This is a genomic window from uncultured Dietzia sp., from assembly GCF_937873725.1.
GTDB lineage: Bacteria > Actinomycetota > Actinomycetes > Mycobacteriales > Mycobacteriaceae > Dietzia.
This window is the reverse complement of record NZ_CALMYY010000011.1, coordinates 42,680-63,467: the sequence shown is the minus strand read 5'-3', so window position 1 is coordinate 63,467 and position 20,788 is coordinate 42,680. Positions and strand designations below refer to the sequence as shown.

At 74.3% G+C, this 20,788-nt stretch carries 16 protein-coding genes; 9 read left to right on the top strand and 7 right to left on the bottom strand.

Features of this window, described 5'->3' with window-relative positions; all coding sequences use genetic code 11:
* Positions 1-31 precede the first annotated feature (31 nt).
* The 3 genes from Q0444_RS00825 to Q0444_RS00815 all read right to left on the bottom strand — a co-directional run bounded on the left by Q0444_RS00825 (position 32) and on the right by Q0444_RS00815 (position 2,044).
* Positions 32-895 (bottom strand): crotonase/enoyl-CoA hydratase family protein, encoded by an 864-nt coding sequence (locus Q0444_RS00825; protein WP_291086139.1) that lies wholly within the window; start codon positions 893-895, stop codon positions 32-34.
* A 23-nt stretch (positions 896-918) separates the two neighbouring features.
* Entirely contained in the window at positions 919-1,125 is a 207-nt protein-coding gene (locus Q0444_RS00820; protein ID WP_291086142.1) for a PspC domain-containing protein, read from the bottom strand.
* A 121-nt stretch (positions 1,126-1,246) separates the two neighbouring features.
* Entirely contained in the window at positions 1,247-2,044 is a 798-nt protein-coding gene (locus tag Q0444_RS00815; protein WP_291086145.1) for an SDR family oxidoreductase, read from the bottom strand.
* Positions 2,045-2,112: 68 nt separating this feature from the next.
* Between Q0444_RS00815 and Q0444_RS00810 the strand changes: the two genes are divergently transcribed.
* From Q0444_RS00810 to Q0444_RS00795, 4 genes are all read left to right on the top strand, one after another.
* Positions 2,113-5,964 carry a Pls/PosA family non-ribosomal peptide synthetase gene (locus Q0444_RS00810; protein ID WP_299020625.1) on the top strand — a complete coding sequence of 1,284 codons (3,852 nt, stop codon included), beginning with the start codon at positions 2,113-2,115 and terminating at the stop codon, positions 5,962-5,964.
* Positions 5,965-6,137: 173 nt separating this feature from the next.
* Positions 6,138-7,532, top strand: a complete 1,395-nt coding sequence (locus tag Q0444_RS00805; RefSeq protein ID WP_291086154.1) for a M1 family metallopeptidase — start codon at positions 6,138-6,140, stop codon at positions 7,530-7,532.
* The gene (locus Q0444_RS00800) at positions 7,510-8,805 is read left to right on the top strand and encodes a polysaccharide biosynthesis protein (RefSeq protein WP_291086157.1); all 1,296 of its coding nucleotides are present in this window, start codon (positions 7,510-7,512) and stop codon (positions 8,803-8,805) included. Before Q0444_RS00805 ends, Q0444_RS00800 begins: the two co-directional genes overlap by 23 nt.
* Positions 8,802-10,823 (top strand): arabinofuranosyltransferase, encoded by a 2,022-nt coding sequence (locus tag Q0444_RS00795; protein WP_299020622.1) that lies wholly within the window; start codon positions 8,802-8,804, stop codon positions 10,821-10,823. The genes Q0444_RS00800 and Q0444_RS00795 overlap by 4 nt, the downstream gene beginning before the upstream one ends.
* A gap of 8 nt (positions 10,824-10,831) precedes the next feature.
* Here the strand turns inward: Q0444_RS00795 and Q0444_RS00790 are convergent, their stop codons facing one another.
* Complete coding sequence (locus Q0444_RS00790) at positions 10,832-11,728, bottom strand: glycosyltransferase family 2 protein (RefSeq protein WP_291086165.1); 897 nt, start codon at positions 11,726-11,728, stop codon at positions 10,832-10,834.
* A 62-nt stretch (positions 11,729-11,790) separates the two neighbouring features.
* On the opposite strand from Q0444_RS00790, the gene Q0444_RS00785 reads away from it, so the two are divergent.
* From Q0444_RS00785 to Q0444_RS00765, 5 genes are read left to right on the top strand one after another with little or no spacing between them, the layout of a single operon-like run.
* Positions 11,791-12,543, top strand: coding sequence for a glycosyltransferase family 2 protein (locus Q0444_RS00785; protein WP_291086170.1), 753 nt, complete (start codon positions 11,791-11,793; stop codon positions 12,541-12,543).
* Positions 12,540-12,929: a DUF2304 domain-containing protein gene (locus tag Q0444_RS00780; protein ID WP_291086173.1), complete on the top strand. Its 390-nt coding sequence runs from the start codon at positions 12,540-12,542 to the stop codon at positions 12,927-12,929. The genes Q0444_RS00785 and Q0444_RS00780 overlap by 4 nt, the downstream gene beginning before the upstream one ends.
* On the top strand, positions 12,926-13,255 hold the full coding sequence (locus tag Q0444_RS00775) for a hypothetical protein (RefSeq protein ID WP_299020618.1): 330 nt from the start codon (positions 12,926-12,928) through the stop codon (positions 13,253-13,255). The genes Q0444_RS00780 and Q0444_RS00775 overlap by 4 nt, the downstream gene beginning before the upstream one ends.
* On the top strand, positions 13,252-14,853 hold the full coding sequence (locus tag Q0444_RS00770) for an alpha/beta hydrolase (RefSeq protein ID WP_299020615.1): 1,602 nt from the start codon (positions 13,252-13,254) through the stop codon (positions 14,851-14,853). The genes Q0444_RS00775 and Q0444_RS00770 overlap by 4 nt, the downstream gene beginning before the upstream one ends.
* A gap of 11 nt (positions 14,854-14,864) precedes the next feature.
* Positions 14,865-15,479: a hypothetical protein gene (locus Q0444_RS00765; protein ID WP_291079838.1), complete on the top strand. Its 615-nt coding sequence runs from the start codon at positions 14,865-14,867 to the stop codon at positions 15,477-15,479.
* A gap of 16 nt (positions 15,480-15,495) precedes the next feature.
* On the opposite strand, the gene Q0444_RS00760 is transcribed toward Q0444_RS00765, so the two are convergent.
* The 3 genes from Q0444_RS00760 to Q0444_RS00750 all read right to left on the bottom strand — a co-directional run bounded on the left by Q0444_RS00760 (position 15,496) and on the right by Q0444_RS00750 (position 20,698).
* Positions 15,496-16,434, bottom strand: coding sequence for an SDR family NAD(P)-dependent oxidoreductase (locus tag Q0444_RS00760; RefSeq protein ID WP_291079840.1), 939 nt, complete (start codon positions 16,432-16,434; stop codon positions 15,496-15,498).
* 112 nt (positions 16,435-16,546) lie between these two features.
* Entirely contained in the window at positions 16,547-18,664 is a 2,118-nt protein-coding gene (locus Q0444_RS00755; protein WP_299020608.1) for a DUF6541 family protein, read from the bottom strand.
* 108 nt (positions 18,665-18,772) lie between these two features.
* Positions 18,773-20,698 carry a hypothetical protein gene (locus Q0444_RS00750; protein ID WP_299020605.1) on the bottom strand — a complete coding sequence of 642 codons (1,926 nt, stop codon included), beginning with the start codon at positions 20,696-20,698 and terminating at the stop codon, positions 18,773-18,775.
* Positions 20,699-20,788 lie beyond the last annotated feature (90 nt).

Genomic DNA, 20,788 nt, shown 5'->3' with positions numbered 1-20,788 from the left:
GCCGGGTCGGGCCGGGCGGAGCCTGGTCGGGTCAGCGGCCGGTGTACCTGGCCTCGCGCTTCTCCAGCGTCGACCCGATCGCCTCCATCATGTCCGCCGACGCCAGGAAGCCCGCGTTCCACGTGGCGACGTACCGGTTGGACTCGTAGATCGGCCCGTCGATCGCCCGGCCCAGCACCTCGCGCGTGCCGCGCACGACCAGCGGCGGGTTGTCCGCGATCTCCGCGGCCGTGGCGTGGGCGGAGTCGAGCACCCCGGCGGCGTCCTCGGCCACGTGGGTGACCAGCCCGTACCGCAGCGCCGTCTCGGCGTCGATGTCGCGACCGGTCAGCGCCAGCTCGCGGGTCAGGCCCGAGCCGATGATGTACGGCAGGCGCCCGAGCGAGCCCATGTCGGCGACGATGCCCACCTTGACCTCGCGGACCGAGTACGTCGAGTCGGCCGAGCCGTGGCGGACGTCGCAGGCCGAGATGAGGTCCATGCCTCCGCCGATGCAGCGGCCCTGCACGGCGGCCACGGTGGGGGTCCGGGCCGAGGCGACCGCGTCCACCGCCTGTCGCATCGTCTCCACGAAGTCCAGGATCCGCTCGTTGCGGGAGGCGTCCGGCGTCGAGTCCGCGGGCAGGAACTCCATGAACTGCGGCATCATCGCCATGAGGTCCAGGCCGTACGTGAAGTTGCGGCCCTGCCCGGCGATCACCGCGGCCCGGACGTCCGGGTCGGCGTCGAGTTCGGCCATGACGCGGGGCATCTCCGCCCAGAAGTCCGGGCCCATGCCGTTGTTCGGGCCGGGCCCGATCAGCGTCACCTGCGCGACGTGCGGGTGGCGGGCACCCCTGTCGATGCGGACGGAGGCGTACTCGCCGGGCGCGGCGGCGGTGCTGGGGTTGGTCATGCGCCAAGCATGCCAAAGCCCGCTCAGGCGCGGGCGTCAGGCATGACGATCCACATGATCACGTACAGCAGCACCTGCGGGCCCGGCAGCAGCAGCGATGCCACGAACAGGATGCGGACCACCACCGGGTCCACGCCGAAGTACCCGGCCAGCCCGCCGCACACCCCGCCGATCCAGCGGTCGGAGGACCGTTCCAGTCGCCTGGTCCCGATTCCCGGGTCGTTGGTCATGACGCTCTCCTCGTCGTCGTCGTCACACGGTCGGGAACCTCCTCCCCGACGACCCCCATCCTCCTCCGCCGAGCCCCGCACCACATCGGGGAAAGCCCCGGCATCCGACCCCGAGACGCGGTCAGGTGTGGAACTCGCCGCAGTCCACGGTGAGGGTCTGACCGGTCACGGCCGACGCGGCGTCCGAGAGCAGGAACAGCACCGGGTCGACGATCTCCCGCTCGGTGGGCAGGCGACGCAGGTCCATCTTGGCGGCGGTGTGGGCGTAGACGTCGTCGACCGTGCCGCCGTACTTGGCGGCCAGGTGCTCGAAGTACGCCGTGAGGGTGTCACCGTGGATGTACCCGGGCGCCACCGTGTTGACGCGGATGCCGCGCGGCCCGAGCTCGGTGGCCAGGGAGTGGCCCAGCGCGACCAGGGCGGTCTTGGCGATCTTGTACCCGGCGTACCGCTCACGGGAGTGGTGGATGACCGCCGAGGCCATCATCACCACCGAACTCGGGCTCCCCTCCCCCGCGCCCGCCTCGAGCAGCGGGGTGAACTCCTGGGTCGCGCGCAGCGCGCCGAGAACGGACAGGTCAATCCCGCGGGCGATCTGGTCGTGGTCGGTCTCCGCGAGCGGCCGCATGCTGGGCACCGAGAACGCGCTGTAGACCAGGCCGTGGACGGCGTCGGTGTGGCCGGCGACCGTGTCACGAAGGGCGCGTACGGATTCCGGGTCCGTGGCGTCGACCGCCGCGGCGATGGCCGACCCGCCCGCCTCCCGGACCTCGTCGACGATCCCGTCGAGCCGGGAGGAGGTCCGGGCGGCGACGACGACGGTCGCCCCCTCCTCCGCCGCCCGCAGTGCGAGGGTGCGCCCGAAACCGGGCCCCGCCCCGACGATCACGATGGTCCGGTCCCGGAGCAGCCCTGTCATGCGTCCCATCCAACCAGCTCGGTGGCGCCCGCCGCGGTGAGTTCACCTCGCCGGGATACCATCCGCACGTGCACACCATCCCTGAGCAGTATCTTCGCAGCTCACACGCCCCCAGCCCGCGGACGTTGATCGACGTCCTCGGCGCCGCGGCCGAGCGCCACCCGGATGCACCCTGCCTGGACGACGGCGAGCGGGTGCTGAGCTACGGCCAGGTCTGGGACCAGATCCACGTCTCCGCGCGGTGGATGCACGCACAGGGGGTCGGCGCGGGCGACCGGGTGGGCATCCTCATGCCCTCGGGCACCGTGGACCTCTACCTGGCGATCCTGGCCACCCTCGCCGCCGGCGCCGCGTACGTCCCCGTGGACGTGGACGACCCGGCCGAGCGCGCCGACCTGGTGTTCGGCCAGGCGCAGGTGGCCGCCGTGTACACCGCCGACGGCATGCGGGTCACCGACCCCGACCGCCCCGCCGATCCCGCCCGCCACCGGGGCCCCGCCGTCGAGGACGACTGCTGGATCATCTTCACCTCCGGCACCACCGGGCTGCCCAAGGGCGTGGCCGTGACCCACCGCAGCGCGGCCGCCTTCGTGGACGCCGAGTCGCGCATCTTCCTGCAGGGCGCGCCGCTCGGCCCGGGCGACCGGGTGCTGGCCGGGTTGTCCGTGGCGTTCGACGCCTCCTGCGAGGAGATGTGGCTGGCCTGGGCGTACGGGGCCTGCCTCGTGCCGGCGCCGCGGTCGATCGTCAAGTCCGGGATCGACCTGGGCCCGTGGCTGCGGGACCGCGGACTCACGGTGATCTCCACCGTCCCGACGCTGGCGTCGATGTGGCCGGACTCGATGCTCCGCGACATCCGCCTGGTGATCCTCGGCGGCGAGGCGTGCCCGCCCGAACTCGCCGCCCGGCTCGCCGGCGACGGTCGCGAGGTGTGGAACACCTACGGCCCCACCGAGGCCACGGTCGTGGCCTGCGCGGCCCTGCTGGACGGCCGCGGCGAGGTGTCTATCGGGCTGCCGCTCGACGGCTGGGACCTGGCCGTGGTGGACGCCGCGGGACGGCCGGTCGGCTACGGCGAGACCGGGGAACTGGTGATCGGCGGCGTCGGGCTGGCCCGCTACCTCGACCCCGAGAAGGACGCCGAGAAGTACGGCCCCCTGGAGACCCTCGGCTGGGAGCGCGCCTACCGCTCCGGCGACGTGGTCCGCCTCGAGGCCGACGGCCTGTACTTCAACGGGCGCATCGACGACCAGGTGAAGATCGGCGGCCGCCGGCTCGAGCTGGGCGAGGTGGACACGGCGGTGTCCGCCCTCCCCGGCGTGAGCGCGGGGGCCGCGGCGGTGAAGAAGACCGACGCCGGCCAGTCCGTCCTGGTGGCCTACCTGGTGGCCGAGACGCCGGAGACCTTCGACCTGGCCGACGCCGCGGGGATCCTGCGCGAGCACCTGCCCGCCGGGGTGGTCCCCCGCCTGGCGCTGGTCGACGACCTGCCCACCCGGACCTCCGGCAAGGTGGACCGCGCCGCGCTGCCGTGGCCGCTGGCCCAGACCTCCGCGGGCGAGACCGAGCTCGACGGCACCGACGCGTGGGTCGCCGAACTGTGGTCCTCCGCCCTCGGTGCCGACGTCTCCGGGGTCGACGAGGACTTCTTCGCCCTCGGCGGCGGCTCGCTGGCCGCCGCGCACGTGGTGGTGGCGGTCCGCGAGCGCTTCCCCGCCGTCACGGTCGGCGACATCTACGACCGGTCCAGGCTCGGCGACTTCGCGGCCTACCTCGACGAGCTCGAGCCCGAGGCCGAGGTCGAGCCGCGGCACGTCCGGCCCGTCGGCCGCGGCGCGCAGATCCTGCAGGTACTCGCCACGGTCCCGCTCCTCACCCTCACCGGGCTGCAGTGGCTCACCTGGCTGGGGATCGCCAACAACCTCGCCGCCCACGCGGGCATCCCGTGGGCCCGCCCGGTGTCGTGGTGGGCGCTGGGGATCCTGGCCGTGCTGCTCCTGCTGCCCGCCGGTCGGATGGTGGTCACGGGTCTGCTGTGCCGCGTCCTCACGGCGGGGATCACCCCGGGGACCTACCCGCGCGCGGGGTCGGTCCACCTGCGGATCTGGGCCGCGGAGCGGTTGGTGGAGTCCTCCGGGGCCGCCAATCTGGAGGGCGCCGGCTGGCTCACGCCCCTCGCCCGCCTGTTGGGCGCGACGATCGGCCACGGGGTGGACATGCACACCCTGCCGCCCGTCACCGGACTGCTGACCGTGGGCGACGGGGCCTCGATCGAGCCGGAGGTGGACCTGGCCGGGTACTGGGTCGACGGCGACGTGGTGCACGTGGGCGCCGTCGAGATCGGCGAGAACGCGGTGGTGGGCGCCCGGTCCACGCTGATGCCGGGGGCGGTGGTGGGGCGCGGCGCCCACGTGGAGATCGGCTCCGCCGTGGTCGGTTCGGTGAAGGCCGGGAAGCGGTACGCGGGCTCGCCCGCGCTGAAGCGCGGCAAGCGCGGGTCCAGCTGGCCTGCCGAGCCGGCCCCGCACAACCGGGTGTGGAGCCTGGTCTACCAGGTCTCCGCCGTGGTGTTGGGCGCGATGCCGCTGGTCGCGCTGGCCGCCGGGCTCGCGCTGGTGGCGTGGGGCGCCCGGGACGCCGGGACCTCCGGCGAGCTGGTGCTGCGCGCGGCCCTGTGGTCGGTCCCCGGTGCGCTGCTCGCGCTGGTGCTCTTCGCCGCGATGACCCTCGTGTCCATCCGTGCGCTCTCGGTGGGCCTGGCGGAGGGCTTCCACCCGGTCCACTCCCGCACCGCCTGGCAGGCCTGGTGCAGTGAGCGCATCATGGACGCCTCCCGGAACTGGCTCTACCCGCTCTACGCCTCGATGCTCACCCCGGTCTGGCTCCGCGCCCTGGGCGCGACGATCGGCAAGGACGTCGAGGCCTCCACCGTCCTGCTCATCCCTTCGCTCACCACGGTCCGCGACGGGGCCTTCCTCGCCGACGACACCATGGTCGCGCCCTACGAGCTGGGGTCCGGCTGGATGCGTCTCGAGCAGGCCCAGATCGGCAAGCGCGCCTTCCTCGGCAACTCGGGGATCGCGTCGGCGGGCCGGAAGGTGCCCGCGCGCGGGTTGGTGGCCGTGCTCTCCTCCGCTCCGCAGAAGGCCAAGAAGGGGACCTCGTGGCTGGGCTCGCCCCCGCAGAAGCTGCCCCGGACGGTCTCCGACGGCGACGACGACGGGCGCACCTACCAGCCCCCGCGCCGTCTCAAGGCCGCCCGCGGGGCGTGGGAGACCCTGCGACTGGTCCCGGTCTGGCTCTCGTTCCTCCTGCTCGTCAGCGTCCTGGTGCTGATGCAGGGGATCCACCGGGAGTGGGGCTTCCTCGCCGCCGCGCTGACCTCCGGGCTCGCGCTCGCGTACGCCGGACTCGTGGCGCTGGTCGTCTCCGTGCTGGCCAAATGGGTGTTCGTGGGCAGGATCCGCGCCGGGGAGCAGCCGCTGTGGTCGTCGTTCGTGTGGCGCAACGAGGTCGCCGACTCGTTCGTCGAACTCCTGGCCGCCCCGTGGATGGCCCGCCCCGCCACCGGCACGCCGATCCTCAACGCGATGCTGCGGCTGCTGGGCTCGCGGATCGGGCGGGGCGTGTGGTGCGAGTCGTACTGGCTCCCCGAGGCCGACCTCATCTCGCTCGGTGACGGCGCCACCGTCAACCGCGGCTGCGTGGTGCAGACGCACCTGTTCCACGACCGCATCATGCAGATCGACCGCGTGGACCTCGAGGACGGCGCCACCCTGGGCTGCCATTGCGTCACGCTGCCCGCGTCCTCGATCGGCAAAGGCTCCACCGTGGGCCCGGCCTCCCTGGTCATGCGCGGCGACCGCATCCCCGCGGGCACCCGCTGGCAGGGCAACCCGATCGCGCCCTGGCGGGGCTGACCCACCGGGGCTGACCCACCGGGGTAACCCCACCGGCCGGGTGCGCTGCGTGTCTGGACCCGACACGCAGCGCGAGCGGCCGGAATCCGGGCAGACACGCAGCGCACCCGCCGGTGGGACGAGGGAGCGCGTCACGGGCCCCCCGGCGCGGGTCCACTACACTCGCGCTGGTCATGGAATTAAAGGCAGTCAAGAGAGACCTCGTCGCCAAGATCACGGCGCCCCGCAACCCTTCCCGCACCGATCCGGTCGACCCCTACCTGCCCAGCGCCGGCAACCACGGGTACCGCGTCACCCGTTACGAGCTGGACCTCACCTACAAGATGAGCTCCAACAACCTGCGTGGCGAGGCCGTGATCACCGCCACCGCCACCGAGCCGCTCGAGGCCGTCCACCTGGACCTGTCCCCCCACCTCGAGGTGTCCAAGGTCCTGCTCAACGGCGGGCGCGTGGCCAAGTACACGCGCCCGAGGGGCAAGCTCTCGGTCACCCCGACCGAGCCGCTCGCCGTGGGGTCGGCGTTCACCCTCACCATCCGCTACTCCGGCAACCCCCGGCCCATCCGGGGCGCCTGGGGCGAGGTCGGCTGGGAGGAGCTCACCGACGGCGTCCTGGTGGCCAACCAGCCCAACGGCGCCGCCAGCTGGTTCCCGTGCGACGACCACCCGTCCTCCAAGGCGCCGTTCCACATCCGGCTCACCACGGATTCGCCGTACCGCGCCGTGGTGACCGGCTCGCTCGTGGGCACGAAGCGCAGCGGCAGCATGACCACCTGGGAGTTCGACCTCCCCCAGCCGACCTCCACCTACCTGGTCACGGTCAACCTCGGCCAGTACGAGCACCTCGAGGCGGCCGGCGGGACGGTGCCGTTCCACGCGTTCCTGCCCGCCGACCTCAAGCGGGACTTCCGCGTGGCGTTCGCCCGCCAGCTCGAGATGCTCGACGTCTTCACCGACCTGTTCGGCCCGTACCCGTTCGACAGCTACAAGGTGGTGGTGACCGACGACGAGCTGGAGATCCCCCTCGAGGCGATGGGCATGTCCACGTTCGGCCGCAACACGGCCGTGTCCGGGACCGCGGACGAACGCCTGATCGCCCACGAGCTGGCCCACCAGTGGTTCGGCAACGCCGTCACCGCCGCCGAGTGGAAGCACATCTGGCTGCACGAGGGCTTCGCCTGCTACGCCGAGTGGCTGTGGACGGAGTTCTCCGGCGGCGCGGACGCCGGGAGCCACGCGCTGCGCTACTACTCCAAGCTGCAGAACTCCCCCCAGGACATCCTGCTGGCCGATCCCGGGCCCAAGGACATGTTCGACGACCGCGTCTACAAGCGGGGCGCGCTCACCCTCCACGTGCTCCGGCTGACGATCGGAGACGAGAGGTTCTTCGACCTGCTCCGCGCGTGGGTGGCCAAGTACTCGGGCAGGACCGTGACCACCGACGACTTCCTCCACCTGGCCGCCGACCACTCCACCCTCGACCTGCGCCCGCTGTGGAACGCCTGGTTGTTCTCCGAGCCGCTGCCGCCGACCCTCGGCATGCCCGATGTCGACCCCGGCCGCGGCTGACCCCACGCCCACCGCCGGGCGGGGCCCCTCGGGCGGGATGCGGGCGCTGACCCTGGCAACCCTGTTCGCCGCCGCCTCCGGCTACCTGGTGATGCTCATCGCCGGTCGCGCCCTGGGACCGGCGGACTTCCCGCTCTTCGCCACCTACTGGGGCGCGTTCTTCGCGCTCGGCGGCGTGGCGAACGGTCTCATGCAGGAGACCACCCGCGCGGTCCGCTCGGCCCGGGAGGGCGCCGGGACCGATTCCGCCCGGGCGTCGGGGCCGCGCGTGCGCCTGCTCCTCGCCGGGCTGCTGCTCGGGCTGGCGTTGGCCGCCGTCGTGGTGGCGAGCGCGCCGGCCTGGCCCGCCCTGGGGATGCCCACCTTCTCCGGGGTCGGCGTGGCGGTCATGGCCGTCGGGATCCTCGGCTTCAGCCTCCAGGCCGCCACCGCCGGAGCGCTCTCGGGCACCGAACGCTGGGGAGGCTACGCGGTGCTGCTCACCGTGGACGCCGCGCTGCGCCTGGCGACGGCGGCCGTGGCGTGGACGCTCGGCGACGCCGCGCTGGGGTTCGCCGTGGCCACCGTGGCGGGCACGCTCACCTGGATCCTGCTCGTCGCGCTCTCCCCCGCGACCCGGGAATCGCTGCGGTCCGCGCTCGACGTGGCGCGCGGCAGGTTCTGGCGCAACACCGGTTCCGCGATGCTGGCCTCGGCCGGGACCTCGGCGCTCGTGGTGGGCTTCCCCGTCTTCGTCACCGCGACCGTGCGCGAGTCCGACCCGGCGCCCCTCGTCGGCGCGGTGATCCTGGCCATCACCCTCACCCGGGCCCCGCTCCTGGTGCCGCTGACCAGCTTCCAGAGCGCGATCATCGTCTACTTCGTGCAGCGCCGGGCCGGCGGGGCGCGCGCCCTCGCCGCCCCGCTCGGCCTGGTCGCGGCGGTCGGCATCGTGGGCGCGGGGGCCGCGTGGCTGGTGGGGCCGTGGCTCATCCGGGTGCTGTTCGGCGCCGAGTTCGAGCTTCCCGGGGCGGTCCTGGCCGCCCTCACCGCCGCGTCCGTCGGCACCGCCGCGCTGATGGTCACGGGCAACGCCGCCCTGGCCTTCGACCGGCACCTGCTCTACAACGCCGGCTGGTGGGTGGCCGTGGCCGCCGCCGCGATCCTGCTCGTCACCGTTCCCGGCCCGCTCGACGTGCGCTCGGCCATCGCGCTGCTCGCCGGGCCCGGTGTCGGCGTGGCCCTGCACCTGGTCGGGCTCGCCACCGCCCGCGCCGCGGATCCCGCCACATGACCGACGCCCGCCTCACCGCGCGGCGCGCCGCCGAACTCCTGGCCGGACTCGTCGTGGCCGCTCTCGTCGGTTCGCTGACCCTGGCCGCCGTGAGCGCCCTGCCGTTCGCCGATCCCAGCTGGCTGCCCGAGACCTTCGGCGCCACCCTCGCCGCCGGGTTCGTGGTCCTCGCGGGGTGGCTGCTCCTGCGGCGGGCGACCGGCGACCGCGCACTGTGGCTGCTCGGGACCGCGGGGCCCGCGTTCCTGGCCTCCTCGCACCTCGGGCTGCTCCTGCACGGCACGCCGCACTACCTGTTCGGGCTCGCGGGCGATCAGCTCAACCGCGTCGCGTACGTCACGCGCTTCGCCGACTCGCCCGCGCTCCACGACCCCTTCTACGCCGACGCCGCCCCCTTCTACCCGCCGCAGTGGTTCTGGGTGGGCGGCCGGCTGGCAGCGCTGACCGGCGTGGAGTCCTGGGAGTTCTACAAGCCGTACGCCATCGTCACCATGGCCATCGCGGGCGCGATCGCGTTCGTGGCCTGGCGCTGGCTGGTCCCCGCGCGCCTGGCCGTGCTGTTCGGTGTGGTCACCGCCGTGGTGGGCGGGCACACCAACGCCTACGAGCCGTACTCGTGGATCCTCATCTGCCTGCTGCCGCAGGTCGTCGTGGCGACGTTCCTGCTCTGCGCCCGCGCCGCCGCGCACGCGCGGGGCCGGCCGGACGGCGGGCCCACGTGGCCGCTGGTCGTGACGATCGGCGCCTACCTGGGGTGGGCGGCCCTGGACTACACGCTCATCGCGGGGTTCGCGGCGGTGCTCGTGGGCCTCGTCGTCGTCGGCCACGCCTGGCTCGCCCGCGCCGACCGCGGGGTGGTCGCGGCGCTGCTGTCCCGCCTGGCCGGCATGGCCGGCCTCTCCGCGGCGTTCGCGCTGGTGTTCTGGCACCGCTACCTGCTGGCGGTGCTCGGCGGCGCGGAGACCGAGCGTTCCGTGGCCAACCACTTCGCCCCCGAGATCGGCTCGCGCTGGCCCATGCCGGTGTTCGAGGTGTCCGCCGCCGGGCTCCTCGCCCTGATCGGCGTGGGGTGGGTGGTGGTGACGGTCTGGCCGGGCGGCGCCGGCCGGCTCGCCGACCGCGGCGCGGCGGCGGTGACCACCCGGATCGGAACCGGCGAGGTGAGGGGCGGAACCGGCGACGTCTCCATCCCACCCCCAACAAACGACGACGACGAGGCCACCCCCTCCACCCCGGGCTGGCCGCTACCGGCGCCCGCCCGCGCGCTCGTGCTGGCACAGGCGCTGACGCTGATGGTCGTGGCGGTGCTCGGCTGGTACGCACTGTCCGGCCTGCGGACGGTCAGCGGATCCACGCTGCTGCCGTTCCGGATGATCCCGGTCATCACGCTGGCGCTCGCGCTGGCGGGCGTGGTCGGGGCCCTGGCTCTCGCGCGGTGGGCGGTGTCCACCTCGCCCCCGCACGCGCGGGGCCGCGTCGCGGCGGTGGCGGTGGTGCTGGCCGGGCTGGCCGCGATCCAGATGGTCCAGCACGTCTCGGAGGAGGACTCGCACTTCGCCGCAGTCGCCCGCGAGGCCCCGGCGCCCCAGGCGGACGTGCTCGAGGCGATCGACCAGATGACCGGCGGCCGCCGGCCGTCCGACCTGGTGCTGCTCACGTCGGACCCGACCCTGTACGCCTACCGGCCGTTCTTCACCTTCCAGGCGCCCGCCCAGGCCTACGCCACCCCGGCCGGACGCTACGAGGCCAGGCTCGACGAGATCCGCGCGTGGGCCGACGCCGACTCGCCGGCGGACCTGGCGGACGCGCTGGACTCGGGTCCCTTCCGCGGGCCCGACGTGCTGGTGCTCCAACGGAAGGGATCGAGGCGGTGGGTCTTCCCCGCCACCGTCAACGTGATGCCGCTCGAGCGGAACAACACCCGGGAGGAGATCGTCTTCCGCCCCCGGCAGTTCGCCGATCCGGCGCTGTTCGACGTCCGCGAGGTGGGCTCCACGGTCGTGATCGTGCGGCGGTAGGCGGGCCGTCAGCGCGTGCGGAACGTGTGCCCGAGCAGCTTCTTCCCGCCCTCGGCCAGCTTCCCGGCCCTGGCGGCGGTCGGCAGCAGCGACAGCGCGTTGAGGCGCGAGGTGAGGTGCAGGCGCGCGGCCCGCTCGGCGCTCTTCCACCCGCGGGCGGCAAAGGCGTCGGCCTCGCCGGCGAAGAACCGGGCCTCCTCGTCGAAGCGGCGCCCGTCCAGCGCCCGGACCGAGGAGTCGGACGCCGAGTGACGGCGGTAGAGGAACGCCAGGGTGGGGTCGTAGACCATGTGTCCGCCACCGGTGATCACGTCGACCAGCAGCGCCAGATCCTGCACCACGTCCAGGCCCTCGCGGAACCCGATGCGGCGGATCCACTCGGAGTTCCACGCCAGCGACGGGAAGTAGGTCCAGTTACCGTGCATGAGGGAGGTCATGAGCTTCTCGCCGTGCAGCACGGTGCGCCCGTCCGCCTTGGGCGTGGTGAACGACTTGACGGAGTCCGACAACCCCCGCACCGGGGCGCCGTGCTCGTCGATCACGCTGACGCCCACCTCCATCACGGCGGCGTCGGGCACCGCGGCGAAGCCGTCGGCCACCACCTGGAGGTAGTTGGACAGCATGATGTCGTCGGCGCCCATGATCACCACGATCGGCGCGGTCACCATCTCCACGCACTTCCGGTAGTTGCCGTTGGCGCCGAGGTTGGTCTCGTTCTTCTCGTACGACACACGCGGGTCGCGCGCCACGATCTCGGCCATGTAGCGGGCGGGCTCCGGATCCGGGTAGCCGTCGTCCACCACGATGAGCCGGAAGTCCCCGTAGCTCTGCCCGAGGACACTGTCCACGGCCTTCTTGAAGTGGCCGACATCCCCGTAGTAGGGGAGCATCACATCGATGGCCATCAGGGAACCGCCGTCCTTCTCGTCACCGGGTTGTCCGTCTCATCGCATAGTATCGACCCTCGATGAACGGTGACAGTGAGCGCGACACGGGGCTGGGCGGAGCGGGCGGGGACGACCCCGTCCGCAATCGCGACGTCTGGCTGATCGTCCCCTGCTACAACGAGGGCACCGTGATCGAGGAGGTCCTCTCCGCGGCCCGCGGGACGTTCCCCCACATCGTGGCCGTGGACGACGGATCGGCCGACGGTTCCGCCGCCGCGATCCACCGCTCGGGCGCGCACCTGGTGCGCCACCCCGTCAACCTGGGGCAGGGTGCCGCGATCCAGACCGGCGTCGAGTACGCCCGGGCGCAGCCCGGCGCCCGCTACTTCGTCACCTTTGACGCGGACGGGCAGCACCAGGTCAAGGACGTGCTCGCCATGCTCGCGCGGGTGCGCAGCGAGCCCGTGGACATCGTGGTGGGGACCCGCTTCGGCCGCCCGCGCGAGGCCGGCGACCAGGTCCCGCTGATCAAGCGGATCGTGCTGCGGACCGTGGTCCTGCTCAGCCCGCGCACGCGGCGGCTCGGCCTGACCGACGCCCACAACGGCCTGCGGGTGTTCAACCGCCGCGTGGCCGACGAGCTCAACCTGCGGATGAACGGCATGAGCCACGCCAGCGAGTTCGTCGAACTCATGGACACCCACGGCTGGCGGGTCGCCGAACAGCCGGTCGACATCCTCTACACCGAGTACTCCATGTCCAAGGGGCAGTCGCTGCTCAACGGGATCAACATCCTCTCCGACGGATTCGTGGGAAAGAGGTTGCCGCGATGATCAAGGCGCTCCTGCTGCTCGCCGGCGCCGCGCTGGTGGCGTTCTTCCTGGCCAACCGCCGCAAGGCCCGCGCCAAGGCCGGCGTGAAGATCGGGTTCGTGCTGTTCGTGGTGTTCATGGTCTACGCCGTGATCCGCCCCGACGACCTCACCGTGGTGGCCAACTCGCTCGGCGTCCAGCGCGGCACCGACCTGGTGCTGTACGCGCTGGTGATGGGCTTCGCCTTTGTCACCGTCTCGACCTACGTGCGGTTCCGCGAGCAGGAGCTGCGCTACGCGCGCCTGGCCCGGACGATCGCGCTGCAGCACGCCCTGCGGCCGGAGGACGAGGCCGACGACCGCGCGATGGGGCCCGCCCCGGACGACGACGACCCGCTCCGGCGGTGACCGGGGATCCCGCGACCGGGGGCGCGCCCGAGGCGGTGCGCGGTGAGGAGGTGCGCGGTGAGGCGGCCCGGCTCGCGCGGCGGCTCGACGTGGCGGGGCGGCTGCTCGACGAGGCCCGCCCCCCGCGGCACCAGCCCCCGCGTCACCAGCCCCCGCGGATCGACGACGACGACGAGCTGCCCGACCTCCTGGACCCCGCGATCGATCGGGTGACCCGACTGGTCTCGCTGGCCCGGTCGCTGGCGGACGGCACGCTGCCGGAGGAGTCCGCGGGTGAGGCCGCGCGGGCGATCGCGGCCACCCAGCCGGCGCGGCGGCCCCGATGACCGGGGCGGTCCCGGAGAACCCGCCCCCCGACCGGGTGCTCCGGCTGCTCGGGTGGGCGGCCCGGCTCGTGGCGGCCCGGGACGCGATCACCACCGCCCGGGACGCGCTGGCCTCGTCGCCCACCCGCTCCCCCGCCCTGACCGCGCTCGCCGACGCCCTCGACGGCGAGGCCCGCGGGCTGGCCGAGCTCCTCGCGGGCGTGTACCGGCTGGTCGAGCTCGCCGAGGACTCGTGGGACGACCTCGACGGCCCGGACCCGCTCCCCGAACCCGCCCGGTCGCGCCTCCGGGCCGCGCTCGACGGCGCCGCGGACATCGCGTTGGCCGACCTCGCGCGCCGGGCCGGGCTGTCCCGGGGCCCCGAGGGCGGCGCCGGCCCCGCCGCCCGCGCCGCCGTCGCGGCCTGGGCGGACGCCACGCCCGACGAGGTGTACTCGAGCGTCGAGCACCTGAGCAGGGCCGACCGGCGCCTGCTCGCGCTGGCCGAGCCGGAGGCGGTCGGCGGGACCTACGGCGTGCCGTGGGCGGTGCGGGCCCGCGCCACCGCGGTGTCGGTGCGGCGGGCGCTGCACCGAGAGCAGCTGGCCGGGACCCCGTGGAGCCCGCGGATCGGCCGCCTGGAGACCATGGCCCGGCGGGACGGTCGCCGGCGCCGCTCGTTCGTGGCGTTCTCCGCCCACCGGGGCGGGCGGATGATCGAGGTGGTGGGCGAGCTCGGTCCGCGCACCGAGGCGGTCGCCGTCTACGTCCCGGGGACCGGCACCAACCTCGACATGTCCCACGTCAACACCGACGTCGCCGTGGACCTCGTGGCGGCCGGCGGCGGCCGGCTGGCGGTGCTCGCGTTCCTCGACGGCGAGTTCCCGCAGGACATCATGGCCGACGCCGGACGCCCCCGCTTCGCGCAGGAGATGGCCCCGCGGCTGGTCCGGTTCTGCCGCGAGGTGGACCGGGTGATCGAGATCGAGTGCCCGGGCGCCGCCCTCACCGTGGTGGGCCACTCCTACGGCGGCCGGATCGTCGGCACGGCCGAGCGCCTGGGCCTGCGCGCCGACCGCGTGGTCTACGCCGAGTCCCCGGACCTCGGGGTGGGCGTGCGCGGGCCGGCCGACTGGCGCGCCCCCGGCCCGGTCCTGAGGTACTCGTTCACCGCCCCCGGCGATCCCGTGGAGTTGCTGCAGCTCAGGTTCGGGTTGCGCCGGCCCTGGTCCACGTCCGATCTCGGCGACGCCACGGTCCGCCTCGACACCGGGTACTTCCCCGACGGCTCGCCCGTCTACGGCACCCGCGGTCACGGCGGGGTCTTCGACCGGGGGTGCGGCGCGTTCGAGGCCATGCTCTCGGTGATGCTCGGCGGGCGGGTCCCGCTGTGGCGCGACCGCGCGATCCGGGCCCACCGCACCGGCACCCGGCGGGGCACCGACGGCCGGGTATCGCCGACGGTGTGGCGCCACGCCGTGGGGCTGTGGCTGCTCCGGGGACAGGACCCGTACGGGGACCCGGTGGTGCTCTGGGAGGCGCCCGAGCGGCTCGTCGTCGTCCCCCCTCCGACCCGCGCGGGCGGGGATGCGGTTGGCGTACACTCCGGACCTGCCTGATACTGGATCCCATGGCTTCGCCCGGCTCACGGTTCTCCCGCCCCACGACCGGCGTCCTCGGCGTGGGGGCGCTGGGGGTGCTGTCGGTGGGGTTGATCACGGGCGGGCTCTGGTACGACGCGCACCGCAGCACCCAGGCCGTCGACCGCGCGCGGGAGCAGTTCACCGCAGCCCGGGCGGCTCCGGTGACCCCGCAACCGATCGCCTCGACACCCTCCGAGGCGCCGGCCCCGACGTCCCCCGGGACCTCCTCCCCGGTCGCTGTGGAGCAGCCCGGCGGGGGCACCGACGAGGTCGCCGCGGCGCCGGCGGTGACCGTTGTTCCCACCTCCGCGGCGGCGCCGGCGGCCGTGTCGCCCCAGCCTGCCCGCCAGGCGCCCGTCGTTCCCGAGCCACCGGCCGCCGCCGCCCAGCCCGAACCGCCGGCCGCCGGCCGGGACCCCGCCGACGCGCGGTCCCCCGAGCCGGAGGTCACCGGTCCGGTGGATCCCGGGGTCGGCTTCGCGCCCGTGCCGGGGCTGGCCGGGTTCCTCCAGCCGTTCCTCCCCCAGCCGGACCTCCCGCAGCCGAACCCCCCGCAGCCGAACGCGGCGGTCCGAGCTCCGGCCGCCGGGGCCGAGGGGTAGCCCCGCCGAGGGTGCCTCAGTCGCGGAAGTAGTCCACCGTCCGCGCGACCCCCTCGCGGATCGGCACCCGCGGCGTCCAGCCCAGCACCTCGGCGGCCCGGCCGGCGTCCAGCGCCGAGCGGGCGACGTCGCCGAGTCGGGCGGGGGCGTACTCCGGGGCGTCGGCCGCCCCCGCCGCCTCGGCGACCAGGGTGTGCAGGCCGCGGTCGCTGGTCTCGAGGCCGGTGCCCACGTTGAAGCGCAGCCCCGCCGCGCCGGGGACGGTCGCGGCGCGCATGAACGCGTCCACCACGTCGTCGACGTACACGTAGTCCCGGGTGTTGCCGCCGTCGCCGAACACGCGGGTGGGCTGCCCCGCGAGCAGCCGCTGGGAGAAGATCGCCACCACCCCGGCCTCGCCGTGCGGGTCCTGGCGCGGCCCGTACACGTTGGCCGGCGCCACCCCCGCCCACTCGATCCCGTAGAGGCGGGCGAACATCTCGAGGTAGATCTCCCCGGCCACCTTGCCCGCGGCGTACGGGCTCAGCGGGTCGACCGGGCGGGTCTCCGCCACCGGGAGCTCGGTGACGGGGCCGTAGATCGACCCGCCGGAGGAGGTGAAGACGATCCGCCGCACCCCGGCCCGGCGCGCGGCCTCGGCCAGTCGCACGGTGCCCACCACGTTGACCTCGGCGTCGTGGACGGGGTCCTCCACCGACAGGCGGACGTCGATCTGCGCCGCCAGGTGGAATACCACCTCGGGTGCCGCCTGCGCCACCAGGTCCCCGATCGCCGGGTCGGTGAGGTCCATCTCGTGGAAGGCGAACCGGTCCCCCGCCGCGCGGGCGCCGTCGAGGTTCTCCAGACGCCCCCGGGACAGGTCGTCCACGACGGTCACCTCGTGCCCCTCGGCCAGCAGCCGGTCCACCAACGTCGATCCGATGAACCCGGCCCCACCCGTCACGAGCGCCCGCATGTGTTCCCCTCCCGGTGTGCGGCGGTCCCGCCGCGGCGCCTCGTCGGACGACCGCCCCAAGGATACGACCCGTCCCGGGGCGGGGCGGCCCACCGCGCCCGGTCGGGGCCCGTCACTCGGGCCCGTACAGCGCGGACGCGCGGGTGAGCGGGGTGCGCCGGTCGGGCGGGAACGGCGAGTCCGCCGTGACCTGAGCGAGTTCCTCCTCGGTGAACGCCGCGCGGACGGCAAAGATGCGGACCTGCGATTCCGAGTACACCTCGACCAGACCCGGGGTGTCCTCCAGCCGCAGCAGGTGCTCGTTGGGCTTCTGGAATCCCCAGTAGTTGGGCGGGCTGATGTAGACGTAGGTCACGCCCAGCTCGGCGAGCGCGGCGTCGACGTCCGGGTCCACGCCTGCCCGGTCCATCGCGTGGAACAGGAACGTGGTGAGCGGGGCGGTCTCGCCGGGCGGCAGGTAGTGCCGCGCCGTGGACGGCAACCCGTCGGTGGCGTACATCCAGCCCGAGCCCTCGTCCTGATTGGTGTAGATCACGCCGGAGTACGCCCGCGGCTGGTCGGCCAGCCACCGGAACGCGCGCAGGTCGTGGTCGTCGACCATGCGACCCCACCGTTGGTTCTGGCCGGCCGCCACCGCGTACTCGGGGGAGGCCTGGACGACCCACGAGCCGACGCCGACCAGCGCGGCCAGGGCCACGGCCACCCGGGCCATGTCCGCGCCCCGACCGTCCGGGTCGGTGATCGGGTCGATGAGGCGGGTCAGCCACCCCGCCAGCGCCTGGACCGTCACCCCGACGCCCACACCCACCGCGGCCGCCACGACGATCGCCAGGACCACACCGATCCGACGCGGGTCGTTGTAGTACACGCTGCCGATCGCCCGGAGCACGCCGCCGGTCCAGTTGCCGAAGACGCCCATGGCGTTGACGCACACCACCAGCAGCCCACCCCAGAGCAGGATCGGCCACAGCACCAGGCGACGGAGCATGACGATCACGCCCAGCACCGCCAGCGAGAGCAGCACCCAGCGGATGCCCCACTCCTGCACGTGGCGGACCTGCAGGGTCACGGCCTTGCCCCAGGTGGCGGCGCGGTCGGCGTCGATCTGGAACTCGAAGGCCGAGATGTCGTCGGCCTCCTCGGAGACGGTGAGCACCTGGGGCAGCAGCGTGAGCACGCCCGCCACCCCGATCCCGGCCAGGACCACCACGTCCCTGAGCCGACCCCGCACCGGCCGCCACAGCCCCTCGAACAGCCACCAGAACAGGACGAACACGCCGGCGGTGACCATGGCGGAGGGGTGGACGCCACCGATGCCGACGAGCCCCAGCGCGGCGGCGGGCACCAGCCGGCGGTCGGCCAGGGCGGCCACCACCACCGCGGCGACGAGCCCCGCGAGCCCGTTGCCCACCGCGGACGGGGTCGCGGCCACCATGACCTCGACGAACGGCAGTCCGGGGAAGAGCGGGGTGGCCAGCGCGGCGACGGCGGCCGAGGTGGCCGCGGCCGGCCGGGAGAAGCGTCGGTGGGTGATCAGCCAGGCGAGCGCGGCCACGCCCAGCGGGAACACCAGGGCCACGCTGCCGATCTGCACGAGGTTGTAGGTCTCGACCGCGCCGAGCCCCCGCAGCCCCATGACCAGGGCGGCGATGGCATGCCAGGTGCTGGGGTAGTAGAGGGAGGCCCCGTTCTCCGGGTACCGCAGCCGACCGGCCTGGTCGGGGGACGCCAGGCCGACGTCGTGGATGAACCGGATGTAGTTGGCGTGCCAGTGCGCGTCCCAGCCCTGGAAGACGTTCGCCGTGCCGTCGACGGTCGCCGACAGTTCGGTGAGGATCATCTGCCCGATCAGCCAGGCGCTCACCAGCACCGCCGCGGCCGGCAGCAGCCACCACCACGACCGTCGCCGCCCCGACCGCCCGACGGCGCCGCGGCCCGTGGAACCGCGGCCCGTGCGATCGGGGCCATGCCTGCGGCGCCACACCCAGGTGGCGCCGGTGATGAGCAGCCCCACCACCCCGACCACCGCCGCGGCGAACGCCGTCGCCACCGCGTACCCGCCCAGGGACCACTGGACCCCGACCCGGCCGTAGACGTAGGTGGCGATCGCGGCGATGCCGAAGGACACGGGCACGGACGTCCCCACCGCCAGCCGCAGGGGCAGCTGGGCGGCGAGCCCGACGATCGACCCGGGAACCACGAGGAGCGCGGTGAGGGTCAGCATGACCATCGCGATGTCGATGACCCGCCTCCGTCCTCGCGTTCGCGTTCAGTGCCGTTCGCGTCCGGCGTCAGTGACGGCGGACCCGCCCATTATGGTCCACCGGGCCGGCGCCGCTCATCGCGGCACGAGAACGCCCACGGGTCCACGGCCGATGCACAGCTGGGAGACCCCTCCCCCGGGCGTGATCGTCACCCCCGTCCCGGAACCCTCGACCCGGACGTACACCGTGGACAACCCGGCCGCCACGGGCGCTCGCACCTCCTCCCCCTCGTCCAGACGCACGGCGACCGTACCGTCGGCGTCCGACAGATGGTTGAGCTGGAGCACCCAGTCGCGGTGGAGCAGGGGGCCGTCTAGCCCGATGCGGGTGCCGCCGGCGTCGATGCGATGCCCGCAGTCGGCATCGGGCCCCTGCGGGATCGTGCGGCCCGGCACGACGTCGGCCGGGTGGATCCCCCCGGTCGCGTCCACCACGACGGGCTCGGTGGTCCACACCCCGATCGGCGGCAGCCCGGGCACCCCCGCGAGCACCGCGCCCAGCCGGTTCGCGGGCGCGGTGACCGGCAGGAGGACCTCTAGGGGCACGGCGGTCTCGAGCATCGGCGCCCGGCGGTCGCGCAGCGCATCGATCAGCGGGGGGAGGTAGTCGCGGGACGGCTGCTCGGACCAGACGTCGCGGTAGGTGACGGTGGAGTACGACGACGACGAGACCACCACCGCGACCAGCCCCGCCACCGCCCACGGTTCCCACCGGGCGGCGGCGGGCGCGGCGGTCCCCTGTCGGCGGGGCGCCGCGAGGGCCAGCCCCACCACCGCGGCCAGGACCACCACCGAGTCGGCGTGGTAGCGCAGCGTCTGGACGATCTCCGCGGCCGTGTCGGGCCCGAGGCGGCCCACCGCCACCAGGAGGACGGAGACCATCGGATAGCCCGCCGCGAGCACCCAGGCGGGTCCGGTGCGCCGCCTGGTCGTCACGGACCACGCCACCACCGCGACGCAGACCAGCGCGCCCGCCGTCACCGCGACCGCGGTCGGGTCGGTCATCGGCGGGCCCGGATGCCAGCGCTCCCACCGCCAGGGCCCGCCCGCGAGCGTCGGCCCCACCGCGAGCAGGTAGGTGTTGCGACCCAGTGCCCACAGGCCCGGGCCGGGGCCGCGGGAGTCGCTGGGGACCAGCCCCCCGCCGGCGCGGCCGACGGTCGCGGCGAACACCGCCGCCCACGCCGCCAGCACCACGGCCTGCGCCGCCCACATGGCCCGGGTCCGTCGCCACAGCGCGTGCAGGCCCGGACTCCCGCGTCCGACTGCGTCGTCGTCGGCTGCGGCTGCGGCTGCGGCTGCGGCTGCGGCGGATTCGTCGTGCTCACGTCCCGTCCACCACCGACACAGCAGCACCGCGGCGGCCACGACGGGGACCAGCACCGCCTTCTCCACGAAGAGCAACCCCATCGCGGTGGCCAGGACGGCGGCGACCGCGTGCCGGCGGCGGCCCGTCTCGGCAAGGCGGAGGGTCGACGCCACCGCCCAGGCCATCGCGGCCGTGAGGGGCAGGGCGTTGAGGGCCGCCGACCACCACGTGGCCGCGGGCAGCCCCAACGGGATCACCAGGGCCGCCAGCAGCGGGGCCAGCAGGATCGCGCGGCCCCGCAGGATCACCCACAGCATCCGGGCGAGCGCCGCGCCCGCGAGGAGCTGGAGCGCGGCCATCTGGAGCAGCGGCAGCCGGAAGTCCAGGGGCGCCGCGTGGGCGGCCGCCCAGACCAGCGCCATGCCGCCGGGCATGAGGTGGCCGTCGTGGTCGGTGAGCAGGTAGCCCGGGTCGGGCAGGCGATGTGCGGCGGCCTGACCGTGGAGCAGGAGATCGTCCCAGTAGAACCAGCCGGCGGCGGAGACCCACGTGCGCGCGGCCGTGGCCGCCACCACGACGAGCGCGCACAGCCCGACGAGCAGCCTCCCCGACGGCCCGCGCGGCGGGGTCCGGGCCGGGGTCCGGGCCGGGTCGGTGGCGGGCGTGGCGGGTTCTTCGGCGGCGGTCGGCATCGCGCGCCAGGCTAGTCGGGCCGCCCCGACTCACGCTGCCCCTCCGCCCGGGCTTACGCTGCCCCTCCGCCCTGCGCTGCCCCTGCGCCC